General features: G+C 40.3%; 18 protein-coding genes and 3 riboswitches. Of the genes, 5 read left to right on the top strand and 13 right to left on the bottom strand.

From position 1 onward, the window contains the following. Positions 1–110: 110 nt before the first annotated feature. The 8 genes from FBQ94_RS03930 to FBQ94_RS03895 form a co-directional block, all read right to left on the bottom strand. A complete protein-coding gene (locus tag FBQ94_RS03930; protein WP_007222418.1) occupies positions 111–506 on the bottom strand; it encodes a DUF4430 domain-containing protein in 396 nt (131 codons plus the stop codon). Between the two features lie 16 nt (positions 507–522). After that, positions 523–2,841, bottom strand: coding sequence for a TonB-dependent receptor domain-containing protein (locus FBQ94_RS03925; protein ID WP_007222419.1), 2,319 nt, complete (start codon positions 2,839–2,841; stop codon positions 523–525). Positions 2,842–2,868: 27 nt separating this feature from the next. Further along, a riboswitch (cobalamin riboswitch) is annotated at positions 2,869–3,063 on the bottom strand. 166 nt (positions 3,064–3,229) lie between these two features. After that, positions 3,230–3,514, bottom strand: a riboswitch (cobalamin riboswitch). A gap of 103 nt (positions 3,515–3,617) precedes the next feature. Then, positions 3,618–5,165: a cobyric acid synthase gene (locus FBQ94_RS03920; RefSeq protein WP_007222420.1), complete on the bottom strand. Its 1,548-nt coding sequence runs from the start codon at positions 5,163–5,165 to the stop codon at positions 3,618–3,620. Continuing rightward, the gene (gene cobD, locus FBQ94_RS03915; protein WP_007222421.1) at positions 5,155–6,288 is read right to left on the bottom strand and encodes a threonine-phosphate decarboxylase CobD; all 1,134 of its coding nucleotides are present in this window, start codon (positions 6,286–6,288) and stop codon (positions 5,155–5,157) included. Before cobD ends, FBQ94_RS03920 begins: the two co-directional genes overlap by 11 nt. After that, on the bottom strand, positions 6,258–7,112 hold the full coding sequence (locus FBQ94_RS03910; protein WP_040544368.1) for an energy-coupling factor ABC transporter ATP-binding protein: 855 nt from the start codon (positions 7,110–7,112) through the stop codon (positions 6,258–6,260). Before FBQ94_RS03910 ends, cobD begins: the two co-directional genes overlap by 31 nt. Next, positions 7,106–7,894 (bottom strand): cobalt ECF transporter T component CbiQ, encoded by a 789-nt coding sequence (cbiQ, locus tag FBQ94_RS03905; protein WP_007222423.1) that lies wholly within the window; start codon positions 7,892–7,894, stop codon positions 7,106–7,108. The genes FBQ94_RS03910 and cbiQ overlap by 7 nt, the downstream gene beginning before the upstream one ends. Before the next feature lie 65 nt (positions 7,895–7,959). Then, positions 7,960–8,286, bottom strand: coding sequence for a hypothetical protein (locus tag FBQ94_RS03900; protein WP_051006206.1), 327 nt, complete (start codon positions 8,284–8,286; stop codon positions 7,960–7,962). Further along, positions 8,261–8,974, bottom strand: coding sequence for an energy-coupling factor ABC transporter permease (locus FBQ94_RS03895; RefSeq protein ID WP_285441992.1), 714 nt, complete (start codon positions 8,972–8,974; stop codon positions 8,261–8,263). Before FBQ94_RS03895 ends, FBQ94_RS03900 begins: the two co-directional genes overlap by 26 nt. 223 nt (positions 8,975–9,197) lie before the next feature. After that, a riboswitch (cobalamin riboswitch) is annotated at positions 9,198–9,411 on the bottom strand. Between the two features lie 628 nt (positions 9,412–10,039). Between FBQ94_RS03895 and FBQ94_RS03890 the strand changes: the two genes are divergently transcribed. From FBQ94_RS03890 to FBQ94_RS03880, 3 genes are all read left to right on the top strand, one after another. Beyond that, complete coding sequence (locus FBQ94_RS03890) at positions 10,040–11,110, top strand: MltA domain-containing protein (RefSeq protein ID WP_285441991.1); 1,071 nt, start codon at positions 10,040–10,042, stop codon at positions 11,108–11,110. Positions 11,111–11,209: 99 nt separating this feature from the next. Further along, positions 11,210–12,007, top strand: a complete 798-nt coding sequence (locus tag FBQ94_RS03885; protein ID WP_007222429.1) for a hemerythrin domain-containing protein — start codon at positions 11,210–11,212, stop codon at positions 12,005–12,007. Continuing rightward, positions 12,004–12,465, top strand: coding sequence for a hypothetical protein (locus FBQ94_RS03880; RefSeq protein ID WP_007222430.1), 462 nt, complete (start codon positions 12,004–12,006; stop codon positions 12,463–12,465). The genes FBQ94_RS03885 and FBQ94_RS03880 overlap by 4 nt, the downstream gene beginning before the upstream one ends. A 159-nt stretch (positions 12,466–12,624) precedes the next feature. On the opposite strand, the gene FBQ94_RS03875 is transcribed toward FBQ94_RS03880, so the two are convergent. From FBQ94_RS03875 to FBQ94_RS03860, 4 genes are all read right to left on the bottom strand, one after another. After that, positions 12,625–13,176: a hypothetical protein gene (locus FBQ94_RS03875; protein ID WP_007222431.1), complete on the bottom strand. Its 552-nt coding sequence runs from the start codon at positions 13,174–13,176 to the stop codon at positions 12,625–12,627. A 54-nt stretch (positions 13,177–13,230) separates the two neighbouring features. Beyond that, the gene (locus tag FBQ94_RS03870) at positions 13,231–15,768 is read right to left on the bottom strand and encodes a hypothetical protein (RefSeq protein ID WP_285441990.1); all 2,538 of its coding nucleotides are present in this window, start codon (positions 15,766–15,768) and stop codon (positions 13,231–13,233) included. A 73-nt stretch (positions 15,769–15,841) separates the two neighbouring features. After that, complete coding sequence (locus tag FBQ94_RS03865) at positions 15,842–16,498, bottom strand: hypothetical protein (RefSeq protein ID WP_007222433.1); 657 nt, start codon at positions 16,496–16,498, stop codon at positions 15,842–15,844. 346 nt (positions 16,499–16,844) lie between these two features. Then, positions 16,845–17,594 (bottom strand): endonuclease/exonuclease/phosphatase family protein, encoded by a 750-nt coding sequence (locus FBQ94_RS03860; RefSeq protein ID WP_007222434.1) that lies wholly within the window; start codon positions 17,592–17,594, stop codon positions 16,845–16,847. 317 nt (positions 17,595–17,911) lie between these two features. On the opposite strand from FBQ94_RS03860, the gene FBQ94_RS03855 reads away from it, so the two are divergent. Continuing rightward, positions 17,912–19,045 carry a DUF362 domain-containing protein gene (locus FBQ94_RS03855; RefSeq protein WP_083849295.1) on the top strand — a complete coding sequence of 378 codons (1,134 nt, stop codon included), beginning with the start codon at positions 17,912–17,914 and terminating at the stop codon, positions 19,043–19,045. Between the two features lie 68 nt (positions 19,046–19,113). Next, a complete protein-coding gene (locus tag FBQ94_RS03850) occupies positions 19,114–20,310 on the top strand; it encodes an amylo-alpha-1,6-glucosidase (protein ID WP_007222436.1) in 1,197 nt (398 codons plus the stop codon). Between the two features lie 60 nt (positions 20,311–20,370). On the opposite strand, the gene FBQ94_RS03845 is transcribed toward FBQ94_RS03850, so the two are convergent. Beyond that, the gene (locus FBQ94_RS03845; protein ID WP_285441989.1) at positions 20,371–23,811 is read right to left on the bottom strand and encodes a PAS domain-containing protein; all 3,441 of its coding nucleotides are present in this window, start codon (positions 23,809–23,811) and stop codon (positions 20,371–20,373) included. Between the last annotated feature and the right edge of the window lie 222 nt (positions 23,812–24,033).

Below are 24,033 nucleotides of genomic sequence, written 5' to 3'. Positions count from 1 at the left end.
TCTCCCCTACCCCGGTTTTGCACTTTATTTTGAGTAATTACCCCAGTTATTTCTCCTTAGCGATGGACATAATAGTACCTTTTGGACATCTCCTTGCATCCCTATTGATATTATTCACAAGCTCCCTTATTTACCCTGCAGGAACAAACATCCTTTGCGTATTCCCATTTCATACGATCACCCTCATTGAGAATACAGGTATTTGCAAAGGATGTCGCACGTTTACCGTTGATATGGTAATACCATACTTTGTCGCCAACTTGCCCCTCTACCTTATCGATAGAGGTAACTAAAAAATGTTCACCCTTTTGTTGTGTTTCAATCTTTGCAACAGATTGAAGTACCTCCAGCGCGGTAATACCTTGTTTCCATGGTATTTCCACCTCACGATTCTGATGTAATCCTCCGGAATCGATCTCTACCGTTACATTTCGATTAGCACAAAATGCCGTTGACAAAAAAATGAAAAAGATAAAACCCCCTACTACTCTACCGAAGTGTTTCATAATTTTTGTTCCTCCTTTAGAATTTAAATTCCAATCCTCCATATGCTGTAAAACCAAGCGAGCCAAAGCCTGTTACCTCTTCGTAATCGTAATCAAAGAGGTTTTCGAACCTGATATATGCAGTCATCAACTTTGTAATGTCGTAGCGAGTCACCTGATCAACGGTCCAATAGTTATCCATTTCTCTGCTATCACTATCTATCCTGTCCCTTGCCATAACTCCGGTTACATTGATACTCAATTTTTCAAGAGGCTGCGTATGCATACCAAGAGTTGCTCTATTTCTGGGTCTGCGGGGTAACTGCTGATCTTTCCCCCTATCTGTCGTCTCGGTATATGTGTACGTCCCGATCAATGAAAGCTTAGGAAGAGGTCTGTACGTTACCGTAGACTCAATCCCTTCCGATTCTGCCCTGGCTACATTTTCTGCCAGAAAACTTCCGTCAGGTTGTACTGCAGCAGTGATCAAATTGGTAAAGTCGTTCTCAAAATATGTAATATCCATAGTTAGTTTCTCTTTGATGATTTCCTTCTCAATACCGAAGTCCCAGCCCTTACTCTCTTCCGGATTAAGATTGGGGTTACCAAAGAACGGGAAAAAGAGTTCATTCAGACTCGGTGCCCGGAAACCTGTCCCCCACGATCCGTGGAACCGGGTACCGATCTCTTCAATGCCATACGATACCGTTGTTCGATAGGTGAGATTATTTCCGAACGTGCTGTAATCATCGTAACGGAATCCGGCAGTCCAATTGAATGATTCAAACAGTTCTATTTGATTTTGGAAAAAAACAGAGTTGTTCCAAAATCTCTTATCAAAATTGCCAACGTTTTCACCTTCCTGCACCTCATACTCATACCCGAAGGTTACCGTATCAATATCAAATAAAACAAAATCTGATTGATGCTCCAGCCTCCAGACCCGTGTAGGTATACGAAACTCTCCTGATGTATTTGTGGGATCAAAGCCCTTTAATTCTGTATCGTTAACGGAAATGAGAAACGAAGGTGTCCAGATATCAAAAAAGGTTTTATTGATCTTTGTAGAAAAAAGGACCTCATCTGTTGTAAGGCGCCGATCGGTATCATCTACCGGACCGACACCGAATTGAAATGTATCATATTCCAAATCTGAGTGAGCCGCTCTTACCGTTGCATCGATTCTTCCGTCATCCATAAAATTCCACCCTACCCGTGTAGAGCCGGTAAAATTCTCATAACCATCCGCTTCATCCCCACTGCTGGCAGAAGAAATACCATGAGTTTTCAAGTAGGAAGCGCCCAGGGAATAATCAAATTTTTCTTTCCCACCGGAGACACTGGCAGTCTCCCGATAGGTATCATGCATCCCATATTCTGTCCCCACAGTAACGGCCGTATCGCCTGCACCTCTTTTTGTAAAAATATTGACAACACCGCCAATTGCCTCCGAGCCGTATAAGGTACTTTGCGGACCGCGCAGGATCTCAACCCTCTCAATATTGTCTGTTGTAAGATTTGCAAAATTAAATGCCCCGGTTGTGGGGCTATTCATCTGGATACCATCGACAAAAACAAGTGTCTGGGCAGAAGAGGCTCCTCGTATGAACATGCTGGTGGTCCCCCCTATTCCACCCGTTCTTGCTACTTCAAGTCCGGGTGCCCGGCGTAATACATCAAGGAGCAGCGGGGCCTTGCTATTTTTTATATCCTCCCCGGTAATAACAGATACGGAACTACCGGTATTCTTTAATAATTGTTTTGTCCTTGTAGGAGTGATAACAAATTCCTCATTATTACTCCTCTTACCTTCATCCTCCCTTTCTTCCTTTGTATCCTCTTCCTTATTCTCACCTCCTTCTTTATCTTCATTTTCTAGTTTGTTTTCATCCTTCTTTTCATCGTGATCCTTACCCTCGCTCTTATCCTCATCCTGATTCTTATCCTTATCTTCATTCTGTATTGGTTCGTCTGGTAATACAGCAGTTTGAATAATTTCGCCTTTAAATATGAGGCTTTGAGATGACGATCTTAAATCGTGTTCGGGATCATGTGTCCTTGATATTTTGAGAGACTGATCAGCACTATCATATTCATCTGCAAAGGCATCTTTTCCTGGCAGATCTTTCTCCACATCAGTATCCTCTTCTTCTGAAAGAGAAGGGAAAGGCACTGTGGTCTGATTAACACTTGCAGTAGCATGGTTTTCTAAAACCTGCTTTCTTAATTCCAATAACTCTCTTTTCAAATCTTCATTTTCCTTGATAAGTTCTTCTGTCGTCTTTTCTTCAGCATGGCAATACGAGATCAGTATAGGAAAAACCAGAAACATAACGCATAAACATTTCATTCTCATTCTTCTTTTCCCCTCGAAAATAAGAATTAACCTTAGATTATTCGAATAGGTCTCCTGGCTTCCGGGTCTACCTACTTTCTGCACCTTCCCAGAAAGCTGTTTAATCAGTTTAAACCGTTTAAACGGCTTTCCAGTGGCTTATTGCAGATTTCGTCGCCGGTTACAGTTGCGGGGCAGCTCCTTTTTATGGGATTCCCTTGTATCCGAACTGTTATTAAATAAGCTTAACTACTAATGGATACGGATAAACACGGATAAGGTCAGTGGCCTCAGCAATAATTTTAAAACGCACTTTTATTGAAATAAAAAAACCCGTTCCTTCGTATAAGAAGAAACGGGTTCAAATGACCAATCGCAACGCTTCACCTCCTTTACTACGAAGAAGTTTCTCAGCAAAACATGACAGGCAGGTCTTCTGACTTAGCGGATCATCCTACTTGCTGCGCCTTCCCGGAAAACCGTTTAATCAGTTTAAACGGCTTTCCAGTGGCTCTTGCAACATTCGTCACCGAATACAGCGGCGGTACCGTTCCCTTTTCTCCCATTTGAAACCACAGATGACGCAGATTACACAGATAAAAAATGATCAATTTATGGAGTCGTTTAAAATGGGAGTTGGGATTCCCTTTTTATCCCGATGGATATATCGGAATACCTGTATGTATCATTTATACGAATATTATGCGCTACACAGCATGCTCCTTTCGGGGTCGTGGAATCACTGAATATTGTTGGTAACAAAACTTTCTAAAATTACACTCGGTATTGAACAATTCTCACCTATAATTTATTGATGAATTTAACATATCGTATATTACGTCCATATGTATATTCCTGCGGACAATATCGGCCAGTTCGTTGTATCGGTGCTCTTTTATATTTTTAAAATTTACCTGACAGCCGTCTGATGATGTTAAGCCTTTTTTACATTTCAAATAATTAATAAGTTTTGACCGGAACTCATCATTATCAAAGATACCGTGGATATAAGTACCTATTACGTTGCCATCGGCAGAAACACTTCCATCCAATACATCTACATCCTCTCCGGCCCGTTCAGCAATTCTTGCAAAATATCTAGCAGAATTATGTCCATTATATGTTGTCTCTCCCATATGGATCTCATACCCTGTTAATTCATTATCGGCATGGAACAAACCTTCGTGCTTTAACATACGAGCCTTCACCTGATAGGTATGCTTTTCCCTGGCAAAGGTGGTTATCGTGTTTAACAAACCTAAACCCTGAATACTATCCCTGGATGACTCTACATGATATGGATCACGAATTTGCCTTCCCAGCATCTGATATCCACCACAAATACCCATTATCATTGTCCCACATTTTGACAGTTTGATAATCTCTTCAGAAATGCTCCTTTCCTGCAGAAACAGTAAATCCTCTATGGTGTTCTTTGTACCTGGAATAACAAGCAAGTCCGGCTTGCCAATATCGTTTGCTCTATCTGCAAATCTCAATCTCACATCCTTCTCATGGGTAAATATATTGAAATCCGTGAAATTTGATATGCGGGGCAGTTTGATTACTGCAATATCAATATCATAATGCTCTTTATTGATATCATTACCGTTGTTATACTCAAGCGATACGGAATCTTCGTCATCTATACTCAGGTTGTGGATATAAGGAATTACACCAACAACGGGCTTATTGATACGACTTTCAAGCATATCGAGTCCGGGCTTTAATATGCTCTTGTCTCCCCTGAATTTGTTAAAAACAACACCTCTCACGAGATTTCTCTCATCCGCAGTTAATAATTCCAATGTCCCGACAATCCATGCGAAAGCGCCGCCCCGGTCAATATCTGTTACCAGTAATACAGGGGCTGATGCCATCCGTGCCATACCCATATTCACAATGTCGCCGTCCTTCAGATTTATTTCGGCAGGGCTTCCCGCTCCTTCAATAACAATAATATCGAATTCAGTTCTTAAGGTATCATAGACTTCTTGTACGATTGAAATAAATTCATTCTTTTTTTGATAATATTCCTTAGCTGTCATATTCCCTACCGGCTTACCCATAAGAATAACCTGGGAACCGCAGTCTCCGGTAGGTTTCAGGAGTATCGGGTTCATCTCCACCCTGGGGAGAACACCTGCTGCTTCTGCTTGTGCTACTTGCGCCCTTCCCATTTCTTTCCCGTCTTTCGTTACAAATGAGTTTAAGGCCATATTTTGGGCTTTAAACGGCGCAACCCGATACCCATCTTGTTTCAGGATACGGCACAGGGCGCATACGAAAATACTCTTACCCACATGAGATCCCGTACCCTGTACCATAATGGATTTATTTTTCATATACGTTTTTCATTGCCGTAATGAGCCGCTCATTTTCTTCTCTTGTCCTCACTGCCACCCGAAAATACTTATCGCTGAGTCCCGTAAAGTTAGAGCAATCGCGAATGGCAATGCCGTACTCCAATAATTGTTCACGCAACAGAGAAGAGGTCATATCCCTTTTCTTAATCTTAACAAGGATATAATTAGCCGTGGGTTCATACGGCACAAGCCCATGGATACCCGTCAATTCGTTCAATAAAAATACCCGTTCTTTCAGCATAAATTCCCTGCTTCTGGAAATGAACGCTTCATCTTCCAGGGCAGCCAGAGCAGCGCATTGGGCAAGGGCATTTACCGACCACGGCTCCTTGTATTTCATCATCTGTTTCACCAAGTCCGCATGGGCAACCAAATATCCGATTCTCAGGCCAGGGAAACCGTAGAATTTTGTAAGCGATCTGACCACTATCAAATTACGCAGCATGCCTGCCTCGTGGATAACATGGTATCTTTCAGGCTCATCAACAAAATCTATAAACGCCTCATCTATAACAAATGTTATATCGTGATGCCGCCTTATCATATCCAGAAGAACAGTCTTTTCTATCAACAGTCCTGTAGGATTATTGGGATTACACAAAAAGACTATCCCTGCCTTGTTATCACGAAAATACTCCTGGCGATATTCAAAGCGAAAATCATCCTCTTCCTTCAATACATGATGAGTTACTCCCGTGTGGCTGCACTGTAATGCCTCGGCAAACTCGCTAAAGGTAGGTTGAAAAATAATCCCCCGTGCCGGTTGTAACGAGCGGGGGATGAGGTAAAATAATTCCGTAGAACCGTTCCCTACAATAATCTCATCAGCAAGATGTCCAATCTTCCGGGCAATATATTCCCGTAAGCTGGAACAGTCAATATCAGGATAATGTACGATATCATCAAAATTTTCCCCTATGACCTTTCGGACATTTTCCGGATATCCAAGAGGATTAATACTTGCGCTAAAGTCGAGGATGCCATGGTTTCTCTTCTGTACGCTAACGTTGCCGTTCACATAATCCGTAATAGGTTTTATATCCCCGCCGTGGCCTTTAAACATAATTTCTTTCAGGAAGATGCCGTATGAGAATTCATACATAACTTATCTATCAAAAATTTTCTTGCCTCTCCTACCGTAAGTGGCAAGCTGCTCATAGAGACATTATTTTCGTCTCTTAAAAGCTGCATTAACTGCGCAATTTGAGGAAGTTCCAGACAAGCCGCTTTTATCTCATCGGTATTTGAAAATACCTGTTCAGGAGTGCCCGCTCTGAGCACATTACCATGGCGCATAATTGCTAACCTGTCCATATACACCGGCACTAAATCGACGGTATTTGTTGCCATAATGATGGTAATGCCATGCTTCCTGTTCAACTCTTTCAGCAAGGTCATAATAGAAGTCACACCGGCGGGGTCAAGCCCGCAAGTAGGCTCATCCAAAACAAGTATCTCCGGTCTCATTGCAAGTACCCCGGCAATACAAATCCGCTTCTTTTGCCCGAAACTTAAGGCATCGATTGCCCTGTCTGCATATGGCGCCATACCTACCAGCGATAATGCTTCATCTACCCTGTGGATAATCTCCTTTTTTGAGAGATCCAGATTCATCGGTCCAAACGCTATGTCATCCCATACTGACGGAGCAAACAACTGATCATTTGGGTCCTGGAATACGATACCCACTCGTTGAAATATTTCTCTGGTTGAATAGTGAGCCAAAGGCTTTTGCTCAAGCAGTATCTCTCCTGACCGGGGTTTTAAGAGACCATTGAGGTGTTTTAACAGGGTTGTTTTTCCCGATCCATTCGGACCCAGTACAGCTAAAAATTCCCCTTTCACAATATCCATACAAGCGCCCTGTAATGCCTGTATTCCATCGTGATAGTGGTACCGTATATTTCTGATTTGCATTATTACCATACGGGTATAGTCCCTGCGTAAACAAGAAAAGGTGCAAGAAAAAGTATTCCTGTCGTAAAGAGATATTCTCTTTTTCTCCACGGCGATAAGTTTACCATCAATATACCATCTCCTTTATAACCCCTTACCTGCATAGCCTCATAGGTTCGCTCTGATCTTTCAAAGGCACGGATAATAAGCATGCCTCCCAATATTCCAAACGATTGTATCGTCTTCTTCCACGATGCATGACCAAGCCGCGATTTTTGAGCAATCCATATTGTGGCAACTTCATCCAGAAACAGGAAAATATAACGGTACATAAAAGACAATAATTCAATAACGGTATCGGGTATACGGAACCATTTCAGACCAGTACACAGATGACGTATTGTTGTAGTAAAAGAGAGGAGCATTACGAGTGAAACACCACCAAGCACCTTGGAACAGATATGGATCCCGCTCCACAACCCTTCTTCTTTCAAAGCCACTTTGTATCCGATGAATGAAAAGGACATCCACACCCTCTCGCCCTCATGCAAGCCCTTCATAAGCAGAATGAAAATCGCCAATAACATCGGCAGGAGTAAGTTCCGAAGTATTACAGGAAAAGGAACTTTTACAGAAAGGACCAAAACAAACGATGTGAAAAGAAAAAATAATGGGACAGAGATATTCTTTGCCAATACATTTATCGAAAGTAATGAAATGATATACAACAACTTTACGCGTATATCAACCCTTGTTAACCAATTATTTTTGCGTGCATATACTTCAGAAAAGGTATGGTGTAAAAATCCCATCAGCCCACGGCTCCACTAAATTAAGTTGGGTTTTAAAAGACAAAATTCAATGACATTTCTTTACATTACTTCTCATAAAAAAGCTTACGTACATTAAAACCGATAATAAATCCACCGATCACTCCGGAAATAGTAAATACAAAAAGGAGCAAATCACCTTTATCGGTATTGATATAAGGGTCGCGTGGGGGATGACCGTACTTCGTTGCATATTTACCCACGATACTTACATCAATACCCGTCCAGACCTCGTCTTCTGCTTGTGTTGGAGTTGCCCCTCCATCTGTTTTTCCCTGACGTTCCTCTGCAAATACTGCCCCGGATAACGGTATGCAGAGTATAAAAACAAGAAAGAGGTTCATCGTCTTATACCTGAATCGGTTTTGTATCATCCCTGATTATCCCGAGATTTAACAAAATACCCGGTCTTCTTTTATAAATAAAGACCAGCACAAAGCCCACTACAATACCCTCAACAATACAAAGAACCCCTTGCGAGGTCATCATAAACATCCCGAAAATCTCTGCAACCGCTCTAAAAAATGATCCTCCTTTATAAATCACAAGCAATCCTAATTCAAGAGAAGTACCGAAATACGTAAACAGGTCGGAAATTACTCCGGCCAGAAACCCGCACCAAAACAAACTCAATCCGCATCGCTGCGCTGTTTTAAACGCAAAGTAACCGGAAAAAGAGCCCAGAATACCCATGGAAAAGACATTTCCACCGAGGGTTGTTAATCCGCCATGAGCAAGAAATAAGGCTTGAATAAGTAACGCAATAGCCGCTATAAAAACACTCACAAAAGGTCCTAATAACACCGCACTCATACCAGTGCCACAAGGATGAGATGTCGCCATTCCATTCAGGGCAATTACCGGAATGGGAAAGCATGAGAAGACAAATACAGCCGCTCCCAGCATGCCTGTCAAAGGCAGATACCCGGGTACCGTTTTTTTCTTTCGTTTTACCTGATATATTCCAACTCCCACAAAAGGGGCTGATACAGCAAACCATGTAAAAACCCATTGAGGAGGCAAAATTCCCTCTGTTATATGCATAGCGTATACCTTTTCCAAATATAAAATTACTCCGTATAAAAACAAAAAACCCATATCCTCCCGGAGAAGATATGGGTTTTATTTTATACGCATGGGCAACCTAAAACGCCCATAAGACATACAATGAGAAACCACAAACTGCGCAGATAACACAAAAAACCTGCCTCAAATTCTTAGCCGGCCATGCAATCTGGAATTTACAGCCACTCTTATACCCTTCACCTTCTTTACCATCGAAGACTACGTGAAGCAATTACAGGCAGGTCTTCTGGCTCCCGGATCATCCTACTTATCACTCCTTCCCATCCTGTTTTATCCAGGACAGTGGCACTGTGATTTTCGTTCCCGGCTACAGCGGCGGGTCCGCTCCTCATCCCATTTCATGAAACAGGACATGGATTCCCTTTTACTCATCCACATACCTGTGGAGAATAACCTGTAATTATGTAATTAGATTTATCATAAAAAGAACATCGTACAGTACGTTGAGCAATTCTACTTTAGGTATTTGATATTTGTCAACCAAAAATAATTCTTATTGCGGGAAAAGTATGAAAGCAGTAACAGAATACCTATTTATTTTTCCTTTGATTCTCCAGGATAAGAAGTATAAAATACTGCCTAAAAAACAGGCATTCCAAGGTTTAAAATGAGAATTTTATATCATTAATTTTTTGACTATTTTCTCATGAGGATACCTTTTGGCATCATCATGAAAAACAGTGCTGATGCAGGGCAAGGCTTCAGCATTGCTTCCCCCGCCTGAATATGTGCACGGGGATGGCAACCCGAAAGGGTTGCCCTGCAGAATTGAAGCACAACTCCCTTTGTCTCCTTTATTGAGGGAAGTTTTTTTAAGTACCTATAGATTTGCGAAACTACCACAAAATTCCTGTATCTATACCTGTACAATGAATTTACTATACTTCGGCGGATTTTTATTCTTTCACTGATTCAATCGTTCCTGATTGAATCAAAATTTTTAGTTAGGGGAAACATATTATTATGAAATCAAAAAGGTATATTTTTAAAGGTTTGCTGTCATTGATACTTTTATTCACAATTTTGGGATCAGGTTGTGCAATGTTTAAGAAGAGACCCCATCTTGTGCCCAGAGAATCCGGCGATACACTGGTAGAAATTACCGATCCAAAATTACTCCCTGATTTTAAAGATGATTACAGCAGACATACTCTTTTAAATTCAATAGATAATAGCCTGAACTACTTTAAGAAGGTTAAGTTCAATCCTCATGGTTTCCGTATGGCAGAATTCTCAAATCAAAATCTGGAAGACACCTTAAGACTCTTTCGGGAAGGCCTTGTTAACAGCCAAAATACAGAAGATCTTAATGAATTTATCATCAAAAACTTCAGGGTCTTTCAGGCTATAGGGGAAAAATATGAAGGTCAGGTACATTTTACTGGTTATGGAACTCCTATTTATGATGGGAATCTTACACCAACAGGAGAATTTCGTTACCCTCTGTATAAAGTTCCGGCCGATTTCAGAAAACCGTACTATACACGACGTGAAATTGAGGAACGAAATCTCCTGCGAGGAAATGAAATTGCCTATCTGAAGTCAAAACTCGACGTCTACCTTATTCAAGTGCAGGGTTCAGGACAAATCAAGCTCCCATCAGGAGAAAAGATCTATGTAGGATACGGAGCCGATTCCGGCCACAAATATACCAGTCTTGGACGTCTCCTCGTTATGGATGGAAAAATTCCGGAAGAGGATTTGACCCTTTCTAATCTTATACAATACTTTGAGCAACATCCCGATGAGTTGGATTCCTATCTTAAGAAAAACGATCGCTATATCTTTTTTAAAGTGGTAAACTACACCGTTCCTTACGGTTCCATAGGAGTGCCCGTCACCCCTATGAGGAGTATTGCTACAGATAAGACGGTTTTCCCTGCGGGGGGACTGGCCTTTGCTGTTATCGAACCAAAAAAATCGGAAGGATTCTGGCAGTTCCGGAAGAAAAAAGGACCTGAAAAATCCTTCTTCGCTTTAGATCAGGATACAGGAAGTGCAATTCAGACTGCCGCCAGAGCCGATGTTTACTTTGGAATCGGCAACCAGGCAATGTCTGAAGCAGGAGATTTAAATTCTTATGGCCAGCTCTATTACCTTTTAAGGCGGTAGATTTCTTTGCTTGACATAAATCATAGGTATTCGCTATAATTTCAATTTAGATTATGATTATAATTTAGCATTGAAACCCCTAACATAAGGAGGATCTTTTTGGACAAAGTACTAAATAAAGAGATAAAACAAATCATCGATACCTATCCGGAAGTAGGTCGTATTCTTGATGAATACGGTATCGGTTGTGTTCCCTGCTCAGTGGGAAGCTGTCTTCTCAAAGATGTAGTTGGAATCCACAATCTTGATCCTCAGCAAGAAGCTACGTTGATGTACAGAATAGAAAAAGCCATCTATCCGGAACGGGATGTTCCCGAACCTAAGGTAGATCTGACAAAAAAATCAGCCCCAAAGAAAATCAGCTATTCACCACCGGTCAAAAAACTTGTGGATGAACATGTACTCATTAAGCGGCTCCTGGCTCTAATACCCTCTATTGTAGAGTATATTGAAACAAGTATTAAAGTAGATAAGGATTTGGTTTTAAAATGTGTAGACTTTATCCGTACGTATGCAGACAAATACCATCATATGAAAGAAGAGGATATCTTGTTTAAATACGTTGATGATAAAGCGGAAATTATCCAGGTTATGTTTAAGGATCACGATATAGGAAGAGGCCATATACGGCAAGTTGTTGAAGGCGCTGAAAAGGGCAATAAGGCTCAGATTAAAGAACATATTCTTGCTTATAGGGACCTATTGACACAACATATTAAAAAGGAAGACGAGATTCTTTATCCGTGGATCGATCGCCAGCTATCCGTAACGCAGGTTGGTGAAATGTTCCGAAAGTGTAATGAAGCAGATGCCTCAGTGGGAGATGAACTGCCGAGGAAGTATGAGAGGTTTATTGTTGAATTAGAAGAAAAATTTTTACAGGAGGTTACAAAATGAGTGGATGTCCAGGGTCAAGAACAATTGATTTTAGCGAGAAAACGAATCAAGAGGGTAACGATTCAGGAAAACGCCCTTCTCAATTAAGGCAGTGGCCGATACAGATGCATTTAGTTTCTCCTCAAGCGCCTTATTTTCAGGGGAAAGATGTGTTGCTGGCAGCAGACTGTACAGCCTTTGCGCTTGGTGATTTCCATAAGGATTACCTGAAAGGGAAAAGCATAGGAATCGCCTGTCCAAAGCTTGATTCAGATCAGGAAGTTTACGTTGAGAAGATAAAATCATTGATTGATGATGCAAAAATCAATACCTTGACCGTTATCATTATGCAGGTGCCCTGTTGTTTCGGACTTGCTCAAATTGCGAAGGAAGGAGCCGAAAAAGCTTCCCGTAAGATTCCCGTTAAACAGGTTGTTGTCGGCCTGGAAGGGAATATCTTATCCGAAGAATGGATTTAAAAGTTTTTTTAAACCGTGCAGGAATACAATAAAAAATTCCCTGGAGAAGAATACCTATCCGGGGAATTTTTTTATTTCCGTCCATACAAAAAACATTAATGCTCATGTATCTCAAAAATTATTTCCTCAACTTTACACCTTATGGCATAGTTTCTCTGGCTATGATGTACAGTTCAGACGAAAAATAAGGCGTTGTGCCCTTGTGCTTTCTCCGCGTTTTAGATCTACAATGATTTCCCTGCCGCTGCCGGTAAATTCATACACCAATTTTCCTCCTTTTTCCTCTGAATGACTGGAAAACAGAGTTCTTCCTGAAACAGATTCTCCGTCAAAGCTGGCAGCAATGATTTTTAACGGTAAACAACAGGCCGCTTGAAAAATGAAGCAATTGTCAGATATTAAAAGTTTCGTGTAGTGTGGCTTTCGGAAACCTTTTTGTCTCATACCGGAACGTAAAGCTTCAGGAGATTGCGATACCGCCGCATTCATGGGCTGCGTTTCAATCATATACTTCTCTTTCGCTTCAATGATATTTTCCGGACAGAAATCTACCTTTACACCGGCAAACTCAAGCATCATCATCGCATCTTCCAGATCCTGCAAAACGTTTTCTCCCGATATGCTGCTCCCTGATCTGGTTCTTTGATTCAGCGCTTTTGGCGCGGTGGAGTCTGCCAGAGGAAGCTTCTCATACTCATATACTATAGTCATTACCTTCTTATCTCCGAAAATTGAAAAGCAGAAATTGCATAAAAATTGTTTCTTTTAGGTTTGAGAGAGGGGTAAACCCTTTTCCTGGTTTTGATATTTTCTGACAATAGTCTTCTTTTCAATTTCTTTTATTAAATCTTCAATATCCTCTTTTTTCGGCTCTTTGAATGCTTCACCTACCTGATAATGAAATATCGTATCGACACTTTCCTGAAACATGCGTTCTGTCGATTTATCCATATCTATTAACCTTACGTCAATATTACTGAGTAAATACGTTATCTGATCAAACAAGACACTGGTTGCTACACCTGATTGAATAAACGAATGCCGGTGTAAATTACTTTCAATATCATGCATAAATCCGTACATTTGGGTAATTTGGTTCTGCAGGAGAAGGATGGCCTTTTCCAGATTTTTTCGTATCAGTTGAGAATTTTTTAAATAATTGATATGAATATCAGGCTCTTTCGATACCTTTTTGCCACTATTTCTATTATAGGACGAAATATGGGAATCAATCTCTTTTGCCTCATCGATCAAACAATCAAAATCTTTTTCTAACATCTTAAATTCTGATATGTTCTTATAGTAGCAGGTATCTTTCAATTTTTCATGAAACTTTACGATCTGCAGGAGAAATTCGTCCAGTTCTTTTGTACTATAAGAAAAGAATTCTGCTTCATTTTTAAAGGTATCGATCTTTTTAATTTGGGACTCCTTTTCGATAATATTTTGGATACCCATTTTGATATCGATAATAGTTTTAAAAGTAGGATTTTGATTCAGTTTCGATAGAACGGTATAGACAGTAGTGTCCTTTTCCGTGTTCCATTTACTTTTATTGATAATACCATCTTCCAGAGATTGTATCTTATGTAAAATTTCAAGATAGGTATTTTCTTTAAGCGGCTTATCAAAAAGAAGCTTTTGTAAATCCATGAGTATTCCAGAAATCAATTCTTGTTTCTGTACAGACTCTAAAATCCCCAGCGTATTTAAATCTTTACAAAGGATTTCAAATTTATTGGATTTAGAGAAGATAGCCTTAAAGGGGTCTTGTATATCCTTTTTATTTTCTATATTCTTAATAAGCTCTTTTAATCGATCCAGGGTATCCGATAAATTCGTTAATTGTGGCACTCTTTTACGCGCTTCTAAAAAGGCATCTTCGCCATTACTCGTTTTTAATTTCGATATCTTTCCCAAATCCTCATGAAATTTCATGATAAGTTTTCGAATATCTTCTTCCTGCTGGGTCTTAAAACCCTGATCCTGGCGAAAAACAGGTTTTTTGGAGATATCGATCTGTATGGAAAAAATTGACTCAACATATTTTTTTATCCTGGCAGCAAACTTCTTTGACGATCTTCCTGCAATATCAATCACATTCTGAGCGCCATCATCATGGGCATGGGTATTCCCTATGGTTAAAAAGTCTAAATACGCCAGCAGCTTGCTGAAGGAATTCAATAACTCCTGGTAATCATGCTGTAACTTCGGATGGTTAGCAACGGCAGGAAGCTTTTTTAATTCGTTATAATTTGCCGTTAAATCATACTGTTCGCTGCGGAAATCCGATTTATGCTTGAATAATTTTTTTGTTAATTTCGCAATAAACTTTTCAATACATTGGGCATAGGTTAAAAAAAGATTGTATTCTTCCAAAAATTTAAATTGGCTGTTTAATTTCTGGGCTGCGGAATAGATATAACCAGCATATGCCGGAATCGCTTTCCAGTTGTTATTCTCTATGATATGCTCCAGCCTCATTAAGTCTAAGAATAAACTCTCATTCGATAACAATGGATTATCTGCCGACGCTATGTAATTAAAAATATCGGCAAAAAAACCCAATTCATCAATCTTTTCTTCTACTACCCTAAGATCATTCTCCTGCGAGTTAAAGATCCTCAGCTTTAAATAATGCTGTTCCAAATCTAATTTGAGGATTAAAGAGAGAAAAGAAAGGTTTGTATAAATCTCTTTAAGACCTGTGGTGGTAAAGACCCTGTTTTTCGTTTCAATTTTATTGAACCGAAGCTCATGTCCTATTTTTTCAGATGTTAGAGGTAATCCGTTTAAAATTAAATAATCATTTAATCTGCCGGTATATTTCTCATAGGACTCGGCATACGTGATGTAGTTATAGTGAATATAATCCGGCGTAAAGTTATCAAGCTGATTTTGTTCTGTCTCATCGATAATCAAGAGATTGCTTGCGCCCCTGGCAATCCCTTTTTTACAGTGCAACACAATATGAGGTTTCATCAGGTACTGTATCAGCGCTTCAACCTCACTTACCGTGGCAGTCATATTCGCTTCCACGAGGTCATGTTCTCTCAGGGTATAAAGGCTATCAATTTTTCCTTTACCGAACAAACGTTTAGAAACAATCCTAAGGGTCTTTTCAAAAGAGCTATCAATAACCCGCCCTTTAAATTTGACGGCAAAAGATTTTACCGGTTCCTGAACTACCTTTTCTGTTATTTTCTCTTTAATTTTAGCTATCTGAGAACGTATAATCTCCGAGGTGTGGTACTTTTTCTTGAGTAACTCATACAAGTAATTTTCTTTTGTTAAAGTTTCCATTTTCATGCTCATAATGTAATAAAATTCTCCAAAACTGTCAAAAAAAATATCCAACTCTGTACTTTTACCTTTACTAATTACTCACGATCTGTTCCCCGGATGTAATTAACTTCTGGGCAAGTTTAAAGACAATCTTTTCTATCGCATCCTCCACGGCAGGTCCGTACTTTGGTCCGTCGGTTTTCCACCATCCCCCCTCCGTCTCATAATCAATTAAATCTAAATATTTCCCTTCTGCACGTAACTCTTCATGAAATATTTCCTGTAAATCTTTATCGAAGAATGATGCCTGAATCGATAGATAATGATTCCCGATAGCTCGCCAAACTGATTCTTCAACGATCAATTCCAACTCAGATGCCTTTAACTGCAACATCAAAACAGCTGCCAGTCCGATCCTTTCCATGTGTTCATGATTCGGTAGCTCATCCAAAACAGTAACTTTATCAAACACCCTCATCATCATGTCTTCTACACTCCTGGCAAATGGTTCACCGATAGGGAATATATAATGATGTCTCCCTACAATCATACTTGTTTGCCACTCTTCCTGATTGAGATAACGTAATGATGGTTCAATAAAGAGCCCTGCATGGAAAGGAAGTGAATGAATTTCTTTTAAACGCTTATCAAGTACAGGCTTGATTGAAATTTTCTTTCCAGGATTGTTTTCACAATCTACAACAAAGAGAAGGATAAAAATAAATAAAAGTATCTTTTGTAACCTCATAATCCCCCTTGGTCCCCCGTAGGGGCGGGTTTCAAACCCGCCCCTACAAAAGAGGGAAATCCCTCGTTTCCTCTTTTCTAAACTTATCCTTCTTTCCCCCTTTTTTAAAGGGGGGTAGGGGGATTAGAGGGAAACATGGACACACATGGCTCTTTTTCCAGGGGGATATCTCCTTTTTCATGGAACACTATCCTTAGCTTGATGCATACAGAATTACCTCTTCCTGCAATCCTCTAAAAACCACATATGTATAGAAAACTTTGCAGATACGATAGAGAAGGCATCGAAGACCTGATTTATTTTGTCATCTATATCTATCAAAAAAACGCCTAATTAACATCCTGTGTTAAACAGCCAATGTTACAAGCAAGCCAATATGATCTGAAGGTCTCTTCCCACCGGTATCATAATTATTCGCAACAATCTCAACAGCCGTAATCCGCTGCTTTAAACTATCATTAGCCCATGCATAATCAATGCGTTTTGTTAGATGGTCAGATTCGAAAGTATAGCCATTATCCTGAGGACAGAGTTCTGCCCAGGTATCAGCCCAACCTTCTTTACGAAACCGATTGATTATATCCGTATCTGGCGTTGTATTGAAATCACCTACCAAAAGGGCATATCCGGTAAAAGAATTTATGTAAGGAAGAGTCTCGTGCACATTATCGGACGCTTGTTGATAAACCCATGAGAAATGTGCATTAAAGAGGTAAAATGGGCCCGTTTTTAAATTCAGTACGGATGTAAGCACTACACGTTGATTGACATCTTCAAGACCCGGACGCAAGGTTAATTTGAGACAACTTGCCTCGATTATATTAAGACGGGAGAGAAAAGCTGACCCTCCTGAATTTCCATTCTCATCATGCATTGCTGGTTGAAAAATGATATATCGGTATTCAGGAAGCAATTCGGCAATCTGTGTAGCCTGATCCGCACCATTATTCACACCAAACTCTTTCCGAACTGCCTGGAGGGCGATTATATCCGGACTTGCGTCCTGAATGGCGTTTCGGATAAGTATTTTACGAGTAGACCAGGGACCGTGTTTGGTACTATAAGAATTAATATTGAACGTCATAACTTTAAGCATAGCATACCTTTTCTCTGCAGATTGTCCCGATGCATCTGTTCTCCTTCAACTTTTACATGACACTATCCCACCTCTTAGGCGTCTAAAAAAGCATCTTTTTATTATATCTAATATAAAATAAGTTCCTTGTAGTGTCAATATGTTAAGTAATATTGCGGCGGGTAATTTTTATCCCTGTAATGCATAATATAACGGATACCTGATTCCTGCTTAAAACATACAGGAACAGTAATTTGTGCATTCCATTCATTCTTATGTAAAGAATAATCTGCAGCATTTTATCCTTGCATTGGCCGTTTGCTTGATCTTACAATAGTTTGGTAAGAAAAATTTTGGGCGATGATGAGCCGAAACTCCGGATAATTTGTTTTTCAGGGAGAAAGATTATTAATACAAAAGATATTCACTTTTCACGAAGAAATTTCTTGAAACATTCTGCTCTTGGTATCGCCGGGTTTGGACTGGGACTTAAAGGTTTTGAGGGTCTGCAATGGGCAATCGGAGCGGATAATCAGGCATCTCCTGGCGATAAAAGTAAGGTAATTGCAATCAAAAGCGGTGGAATTATGAGGAATGGAAAGCCCGAACCAGAGGCTGTCCAAAGGATGATGGATGAAGGGATGTTTACGCTTACGGGCAAAAAAACGACTGCCGAAGCGTGGCGAGCATTCTTTACTCCCGACGATGTTGTAGGCATCAAGATTAATCCGATCGGCGGAATAAAGCTCTCTACACGACCTGAGGTTGTAAATGCAATCATTCCTGGTCTCAAAGCTGCCGGAGTAAAGGAAAATAATATCATTATATGGGATCGCTTTAGCTACCATCTGATCACGGCAGGTTATCCCCTGAACAAGGGAAGCAGCGGGGTTCGCTGCTATGGCACTGAGCCAACAGCCGGGTATGATAAGGAGATATATTATGAATCATTTGATGATGATTACAAATTACGCCAGGATGATGGAGCACGATCACTCTTCAGTACAATCGTTACTCAGCATGTTACCGCCATTATTAATGTTCCGGTCATGAAGGATCATGGAATTGCAGGGGTAACCGTATGTCTTAAGAATTTGGCCTTCGGCGCTATTAATAATACCCCAAGGTTTCATCCGTCACCCTATTTCTGCGACCCCGCTTCAGCAGAGGTCTGCGCACATCCGGCGCTGAAAGATAAGATACGTCTGCATATCGTCGATGCATTACAGGCTTGTTTTGAGGGAGGTCCGGCAAGTATGAAGACATGGACGATGTGGAATGAGGAACGGCTCTTCTTTGGAACCGACCCGGTAGCAATCGATAGAGTAGGCCTTGAGATTATAGATAAAAAACGTAAAGCAAATAATTATATGCCGGTATCTCAAAAGGCTAAACATATTGCTACTGCAGGCAGAATAGGGTTAGGCGTTTATGATATGAATGCTATTGAGTTGGTAGAGCTTAATGTATAGGAACATAGAATCCCGGATACGTAATTGAAATTTCTTTCTGTTAACATATATGAATCTTGTAGAATAAGATGAATAACCAGGCATCCCTTACAGCTTTTGAAGAGAATCTTATTCAGGAATGCTATTCTCGTTCACTGCAGTTACTAAAAGGCAATTCAACCTCTGCTGGTATTATTGCCTGTGCAAAATCCAGGAAGGCCGTGGACAGGTCATATGCCAGCATCTTTGGGCGTGATGCAGCTATCTGCTCTCTGGGTATGATTGCATCAAAAGACCCGGAGCTTGTACATAACGCGAAGATAAGCATCCTTACCCTGGCGCAGTACCAGGCGCCTAACGGACAAATTCCAAAGTATGTAAAACCTGAACTCAAAGAGGTAGATTTCTGGTATTCAGGATGCATTGATGCCACGCTCTGGTGGCTCATTGCGGTAAACTTTTACGCCCGCACTTTCCCGGAAGAGCGGTTTACAGAACATCTGCGCACGACAATAGATCATGCCCTCAATTGGCTTTTTTGCCAGGAACATCAGGGACTATTTCTGTTGCAACAGAATGAAGCAAGTGACTGGGCTGATATTATGCCAAGATCTGGCTTTGTACTTTACTCGAATGCCTTGTGGTACCATGTGAAAAAACTCTACAAGATCTCTACTGCTGATAAAACAAAACATTACTTTAAAACCGTATTCTTCCCCTTTGATAAAGCGGTTCCGGAACACCGGCGGGCACGCATCCTGGCTCACTATATCAGGAACAAGGCAAAATGCAGCAATTTTTATCTCAGTTTTGTAAACTTCTCCTTTTGGGGAGAAGAGATAGATGTATTCGGTAATATCCTGAGCGCCATCTTTGGACTGGCTTACGCCTCCAAGGCATCACGCATAGCGGATACTATCCTTAGTTTAAAGGCTCACAGGCCCTATCCCATAAGAGTAACTCATACCCCCATACAGGAAAAAAGTCAGTTATGGCGCCCTTACATGCAACGGCACAAGCAGAATCTTCCGTATCAGTACCACAACGGTGGTATATGGCCGTTCGCCGGTGGCTTCTGGATAATACTGCTTATGAAGCTGGGAAGAAAAGGGCTTGCATGGAATGAACTGGGATGTCTTGCCGAGGCAAATAAAATCAATAACTGGGAGTTCAATGAATGGTTTCACGGAAAGACGGGCGAACCTATGGGCATGGCGGGTCAATCCTGGAACGCAGCTATGTTCATGCTGGCATTTCATGCCTTACAAGATAGTATTCATTTTTAATTTATTTTGTGTTGTTTTGGGATATAGTGCACACCGTGCCAATTTTTTATTTTTGTGTCCTCATGCTGTTTTTGATTGTGCCGGCAGGATAATAATAAGCTTGGTATATTCTCCTTCAACACTCTTAATGAAGAGCTTACCACCGTGATCTTTCACAATACCATGACTGATACTCAAGCCTAATCCAGTCCCTTTACCTGTAGGTTTTGTGGTAAAAAAGGGGTTCATTACTTTATCCCGTATGCGAGCCGGTATACCAGTGCCGTGATCGCAGATGGTGATCTTTATGTATGGATAATGATCTATTGTTATCTCTTCTCCTGAAATCTCAAGGATTTTATTACTATGGGTGCTAGGATACTTCTGATTCAGGGCATACCGTGCATTGTTAATAGCATTCACGAATACCTGTTGAATGAGTTGCCGGTTCGCAACAATTTCTGGCAGTTTTTGGGACACACCCAGCGTTAGCTTGATACCTTCCTTTCGCAATTGTGCACCTGTCAGTGCTAGCGTATCAGATAGTATTTCCTGTATGTTAGCAATGTTCTTTTCCTCTTTACTACCAGGTCTTGCAAAGAAGAGAAGGCTGTGGACGATCTTCGCTATCCGATCACCCTCCTTCAGAATACGGGTAGCAAGGTCTCTTTCTCTGCTTTTCTCCTGACTTTTATTAAACAAAATCTGTGCACAGTTAATAATACCTGTGACGGGGTTATTGATCTCATGGGCGATGCCTGCCGCCAGTTCGCCTAATGATGCCAGATATTTAGAACGCTCTGCTTCCTTCTGCAAAACTATCTTCTCAGTAATATCTAAGTAAGAGCTTAATATGCCAATAGTATGGCCTTCTTCATCCTTTACGGGAACTTTAATCATATGTATGAAGGATTCTTTACCATTCATGAGATATTCTTGATCTCTATCTATTTTTTGCCCCGATTCTATAACTCTTCTATCATTATCCCGATATTTATCAGCAAGTTCTTTCGGAAAGAAGTTGTAATCGGTCTTTCCAGAGATTTCCTCTGCTTTAATATGAAGATCTTTGGCAAAATTTTCGTTGCAGGATATATAGATTGAGTTTTTATCTTTATAAAATACTCTCTGAGGAAGGTTCTCAAGAAGTAGACGGTATTTACTTTCAGATTTCATAAGTGTATCTGCTGTTTGTTTATGCTTATCGATCTCAGTCTGTAGTTCTCTGTTTACTTTTGCCAGGTCTAATGTCCTCTCTGCTATACGCTCTTCAAGAGATTCATTGAGCGTTCTTAGCTCCTGTTCTATTTGTTTCAGCTTAGTAATATCCGTCCCGTATAAGTTCACATAATCAGTAGTAGTAGTTACAGGCACAATGGTAAAAGAAAATATTTTGCCTCTCTGCCCGATTTCAACACGCCTTATTATTGATCTCGTATTCAAAGCTTCTTTGATTATTTGAAATATAAAATCCGGTACCTGTTTGCCCATTTCACATTTCCAATCACGCAGAAAAGAACTACCCGATAGATTTGCATAAAGGACAGTGCCCTCTTTTGCAATACGTAATACAGGATTTGGATTCTCCGAAGAAAACCTTGATACACTTTTTATTTCATCCTCTATACGCTTTTGTTGGGTAATGTCAATGACAAATCCAACAATTTCCTGTGGTTTGCCATGGGAATCATGCATTACCCTCATTTCATCATGTATCCAGCGATATGTTCCATCTTTGTGTTTAACACGGTATATAAGGATGTGCGACCCTTTTTCAATACCATACTTCATTTCATTCAGGGCACGAGGGATATCCTCTGGATGTATGTACTTAATCCAAAGTGAAGGATTTTCAATAAATTCATTCGGCTCATATCCCATCAACCTTTTAATATTACTACTAACAAATATGGTTTCACAATTACCCGATGGTTTGCAACTATAGATAACCGCAGGGCTATTCGTAAGGAGGTATTCCAACCGGGATTGGGTTTCGATAAGTTTCTTTTTTAGCATCTTCCGCTCAGTGATCTCCTGAATTGTTCCGTTCATCTGAATCGGCTTGCCAGTATGATCAAAAACGACCTCAGCCTGTGTATGAATACTACGTTCAGAGCCATCTGGTTGAATTATGCGTACATCAATACTGTAAGGCTTCCCCTCATAAAAGGCCTCGTTAACAGATTTTTTAAAGAATTCTCTATCATCGGGATGAATTCGATCCAGAACGGCCTCATTGGTTGCATTAAATGACTGTGGTGTTAAACCAAAGATACGATAATGCTCATCAGACCAGTGTATTTTATTTTTTACTATATCCCAATCCCAGCTTCCCACATGGGCAATCCTTTGTGCATTTGCAAGACTTGCCTCACTTTTTCTCAGCGTATCTGATAGAGATTTTTGTCTTTTTATTTCATTCTCAAGGTTCTCAGCCATGATATTAAACCTGCTTGCCAGGGTACCAACTTCATCCTTACCCGTTACCTTTATTCGATACTCTAACCCTCCTTGTGAAAATCTCTCTGTTGCGTGTGTTAACTCCTCAATAGGCCTGGTCATCGAAACAGCATAGATGATTCCCAAGATAGTCACTGTACCAGCCATACCTATCCAGAGAATTGATACAATGATACTGATCGTTTTTATTGGTGCAAATGCCTCTGATGTATCCATCTCTGCCAAAAGCGTCCAGCCATATTCAGGCATAAACATCGAAGCGCCCAAAACAGATTTCCCCTGATAGTTTTTATAAATACCAACCATCTCCTCACCACTTTTCATACTCCTATGAATAGGCTCTGTATCTACTATCTGTTTAAGTGATGCATTCTCCATAAACCTTGATTCAGTAAGCATTGTCTTATCCCTGGTAACCAGGTATACCTCGCCAGTTTTTCCTAATCCAACATGGTTGACTGTAATCTCGTTTAGGGTTGAAAGGGGATAGGCAAGGATCAAGACACCAAGATAGGTAGGTAGGTAGGTAGGTAGGTAGGTAGGTAGGTAGGTAGGTAGGTAGGTAGGTAGGTAGGGTGATGTGGGCTGACCAACGTATGATTCTCCATATCCTTGCTTCATCCCTTGCACAAAGGCGTCCTGGCCAGACATATCCTTACCAAGTAATTTTTCATTCGTGGATGAGATAACCTTGCCATACCTATCCACAATAACTACTGCGACAAAACGCCTGTGCAGGGGCATTTTATTCTCAGAGAGATGTCTATCTAAACCAAGTGTCATTCTTCGATCAGCATCTCCTCCATGAACAATTGTCTTAACCTTCGTTCTTATATACCCATCAGTGCTAAAATCTGCTACACGTATCTTTACTCTTTCCATAAAAGCAAGGACGTGCTGCTCTTTTGATTCTGCAACGGCCTTCAACTTCTCGGTAACTTGATACGTGAGAATACTTTTTACGTGAAGGCAGTATATCGAGGTAATGATAGCAATAGGTATGAGAGAGATAGAAAGGCCGAATACAATTAATTTACCCTTTATTGATCGAAATGGATTCATTTTAAAAACCTTATAAGATGGTAATGTTTTTGGAATGTATACTTGGAGTGTTTTAGGAACCGGGTTTTGTGCTGATTTTTCACTATTCTATACTCATTAAAAATGTCTGCACTATTGCACAGAAAAAAGTATACCCAATTTAAGTATTACTTTCTAAAATGATTATATTATACGGAATAATTCCGTTGTAGTAAAATTCAAATATAACACTTCGTTCAATGA

Source organism: Candidatus Jettenia sp. AMX1 (assembly GCF_030263775.1).
GTDB lineage: Bacteria > Planctomycetota > Brocadiia > Brocadiales > Brocadiaceae > Jettenia > Jettenia caeni.
Note: the sequence above shows the minus strand (reverse complement) of the source record. Positions and strands in the feature narration are given on the sequence as shown.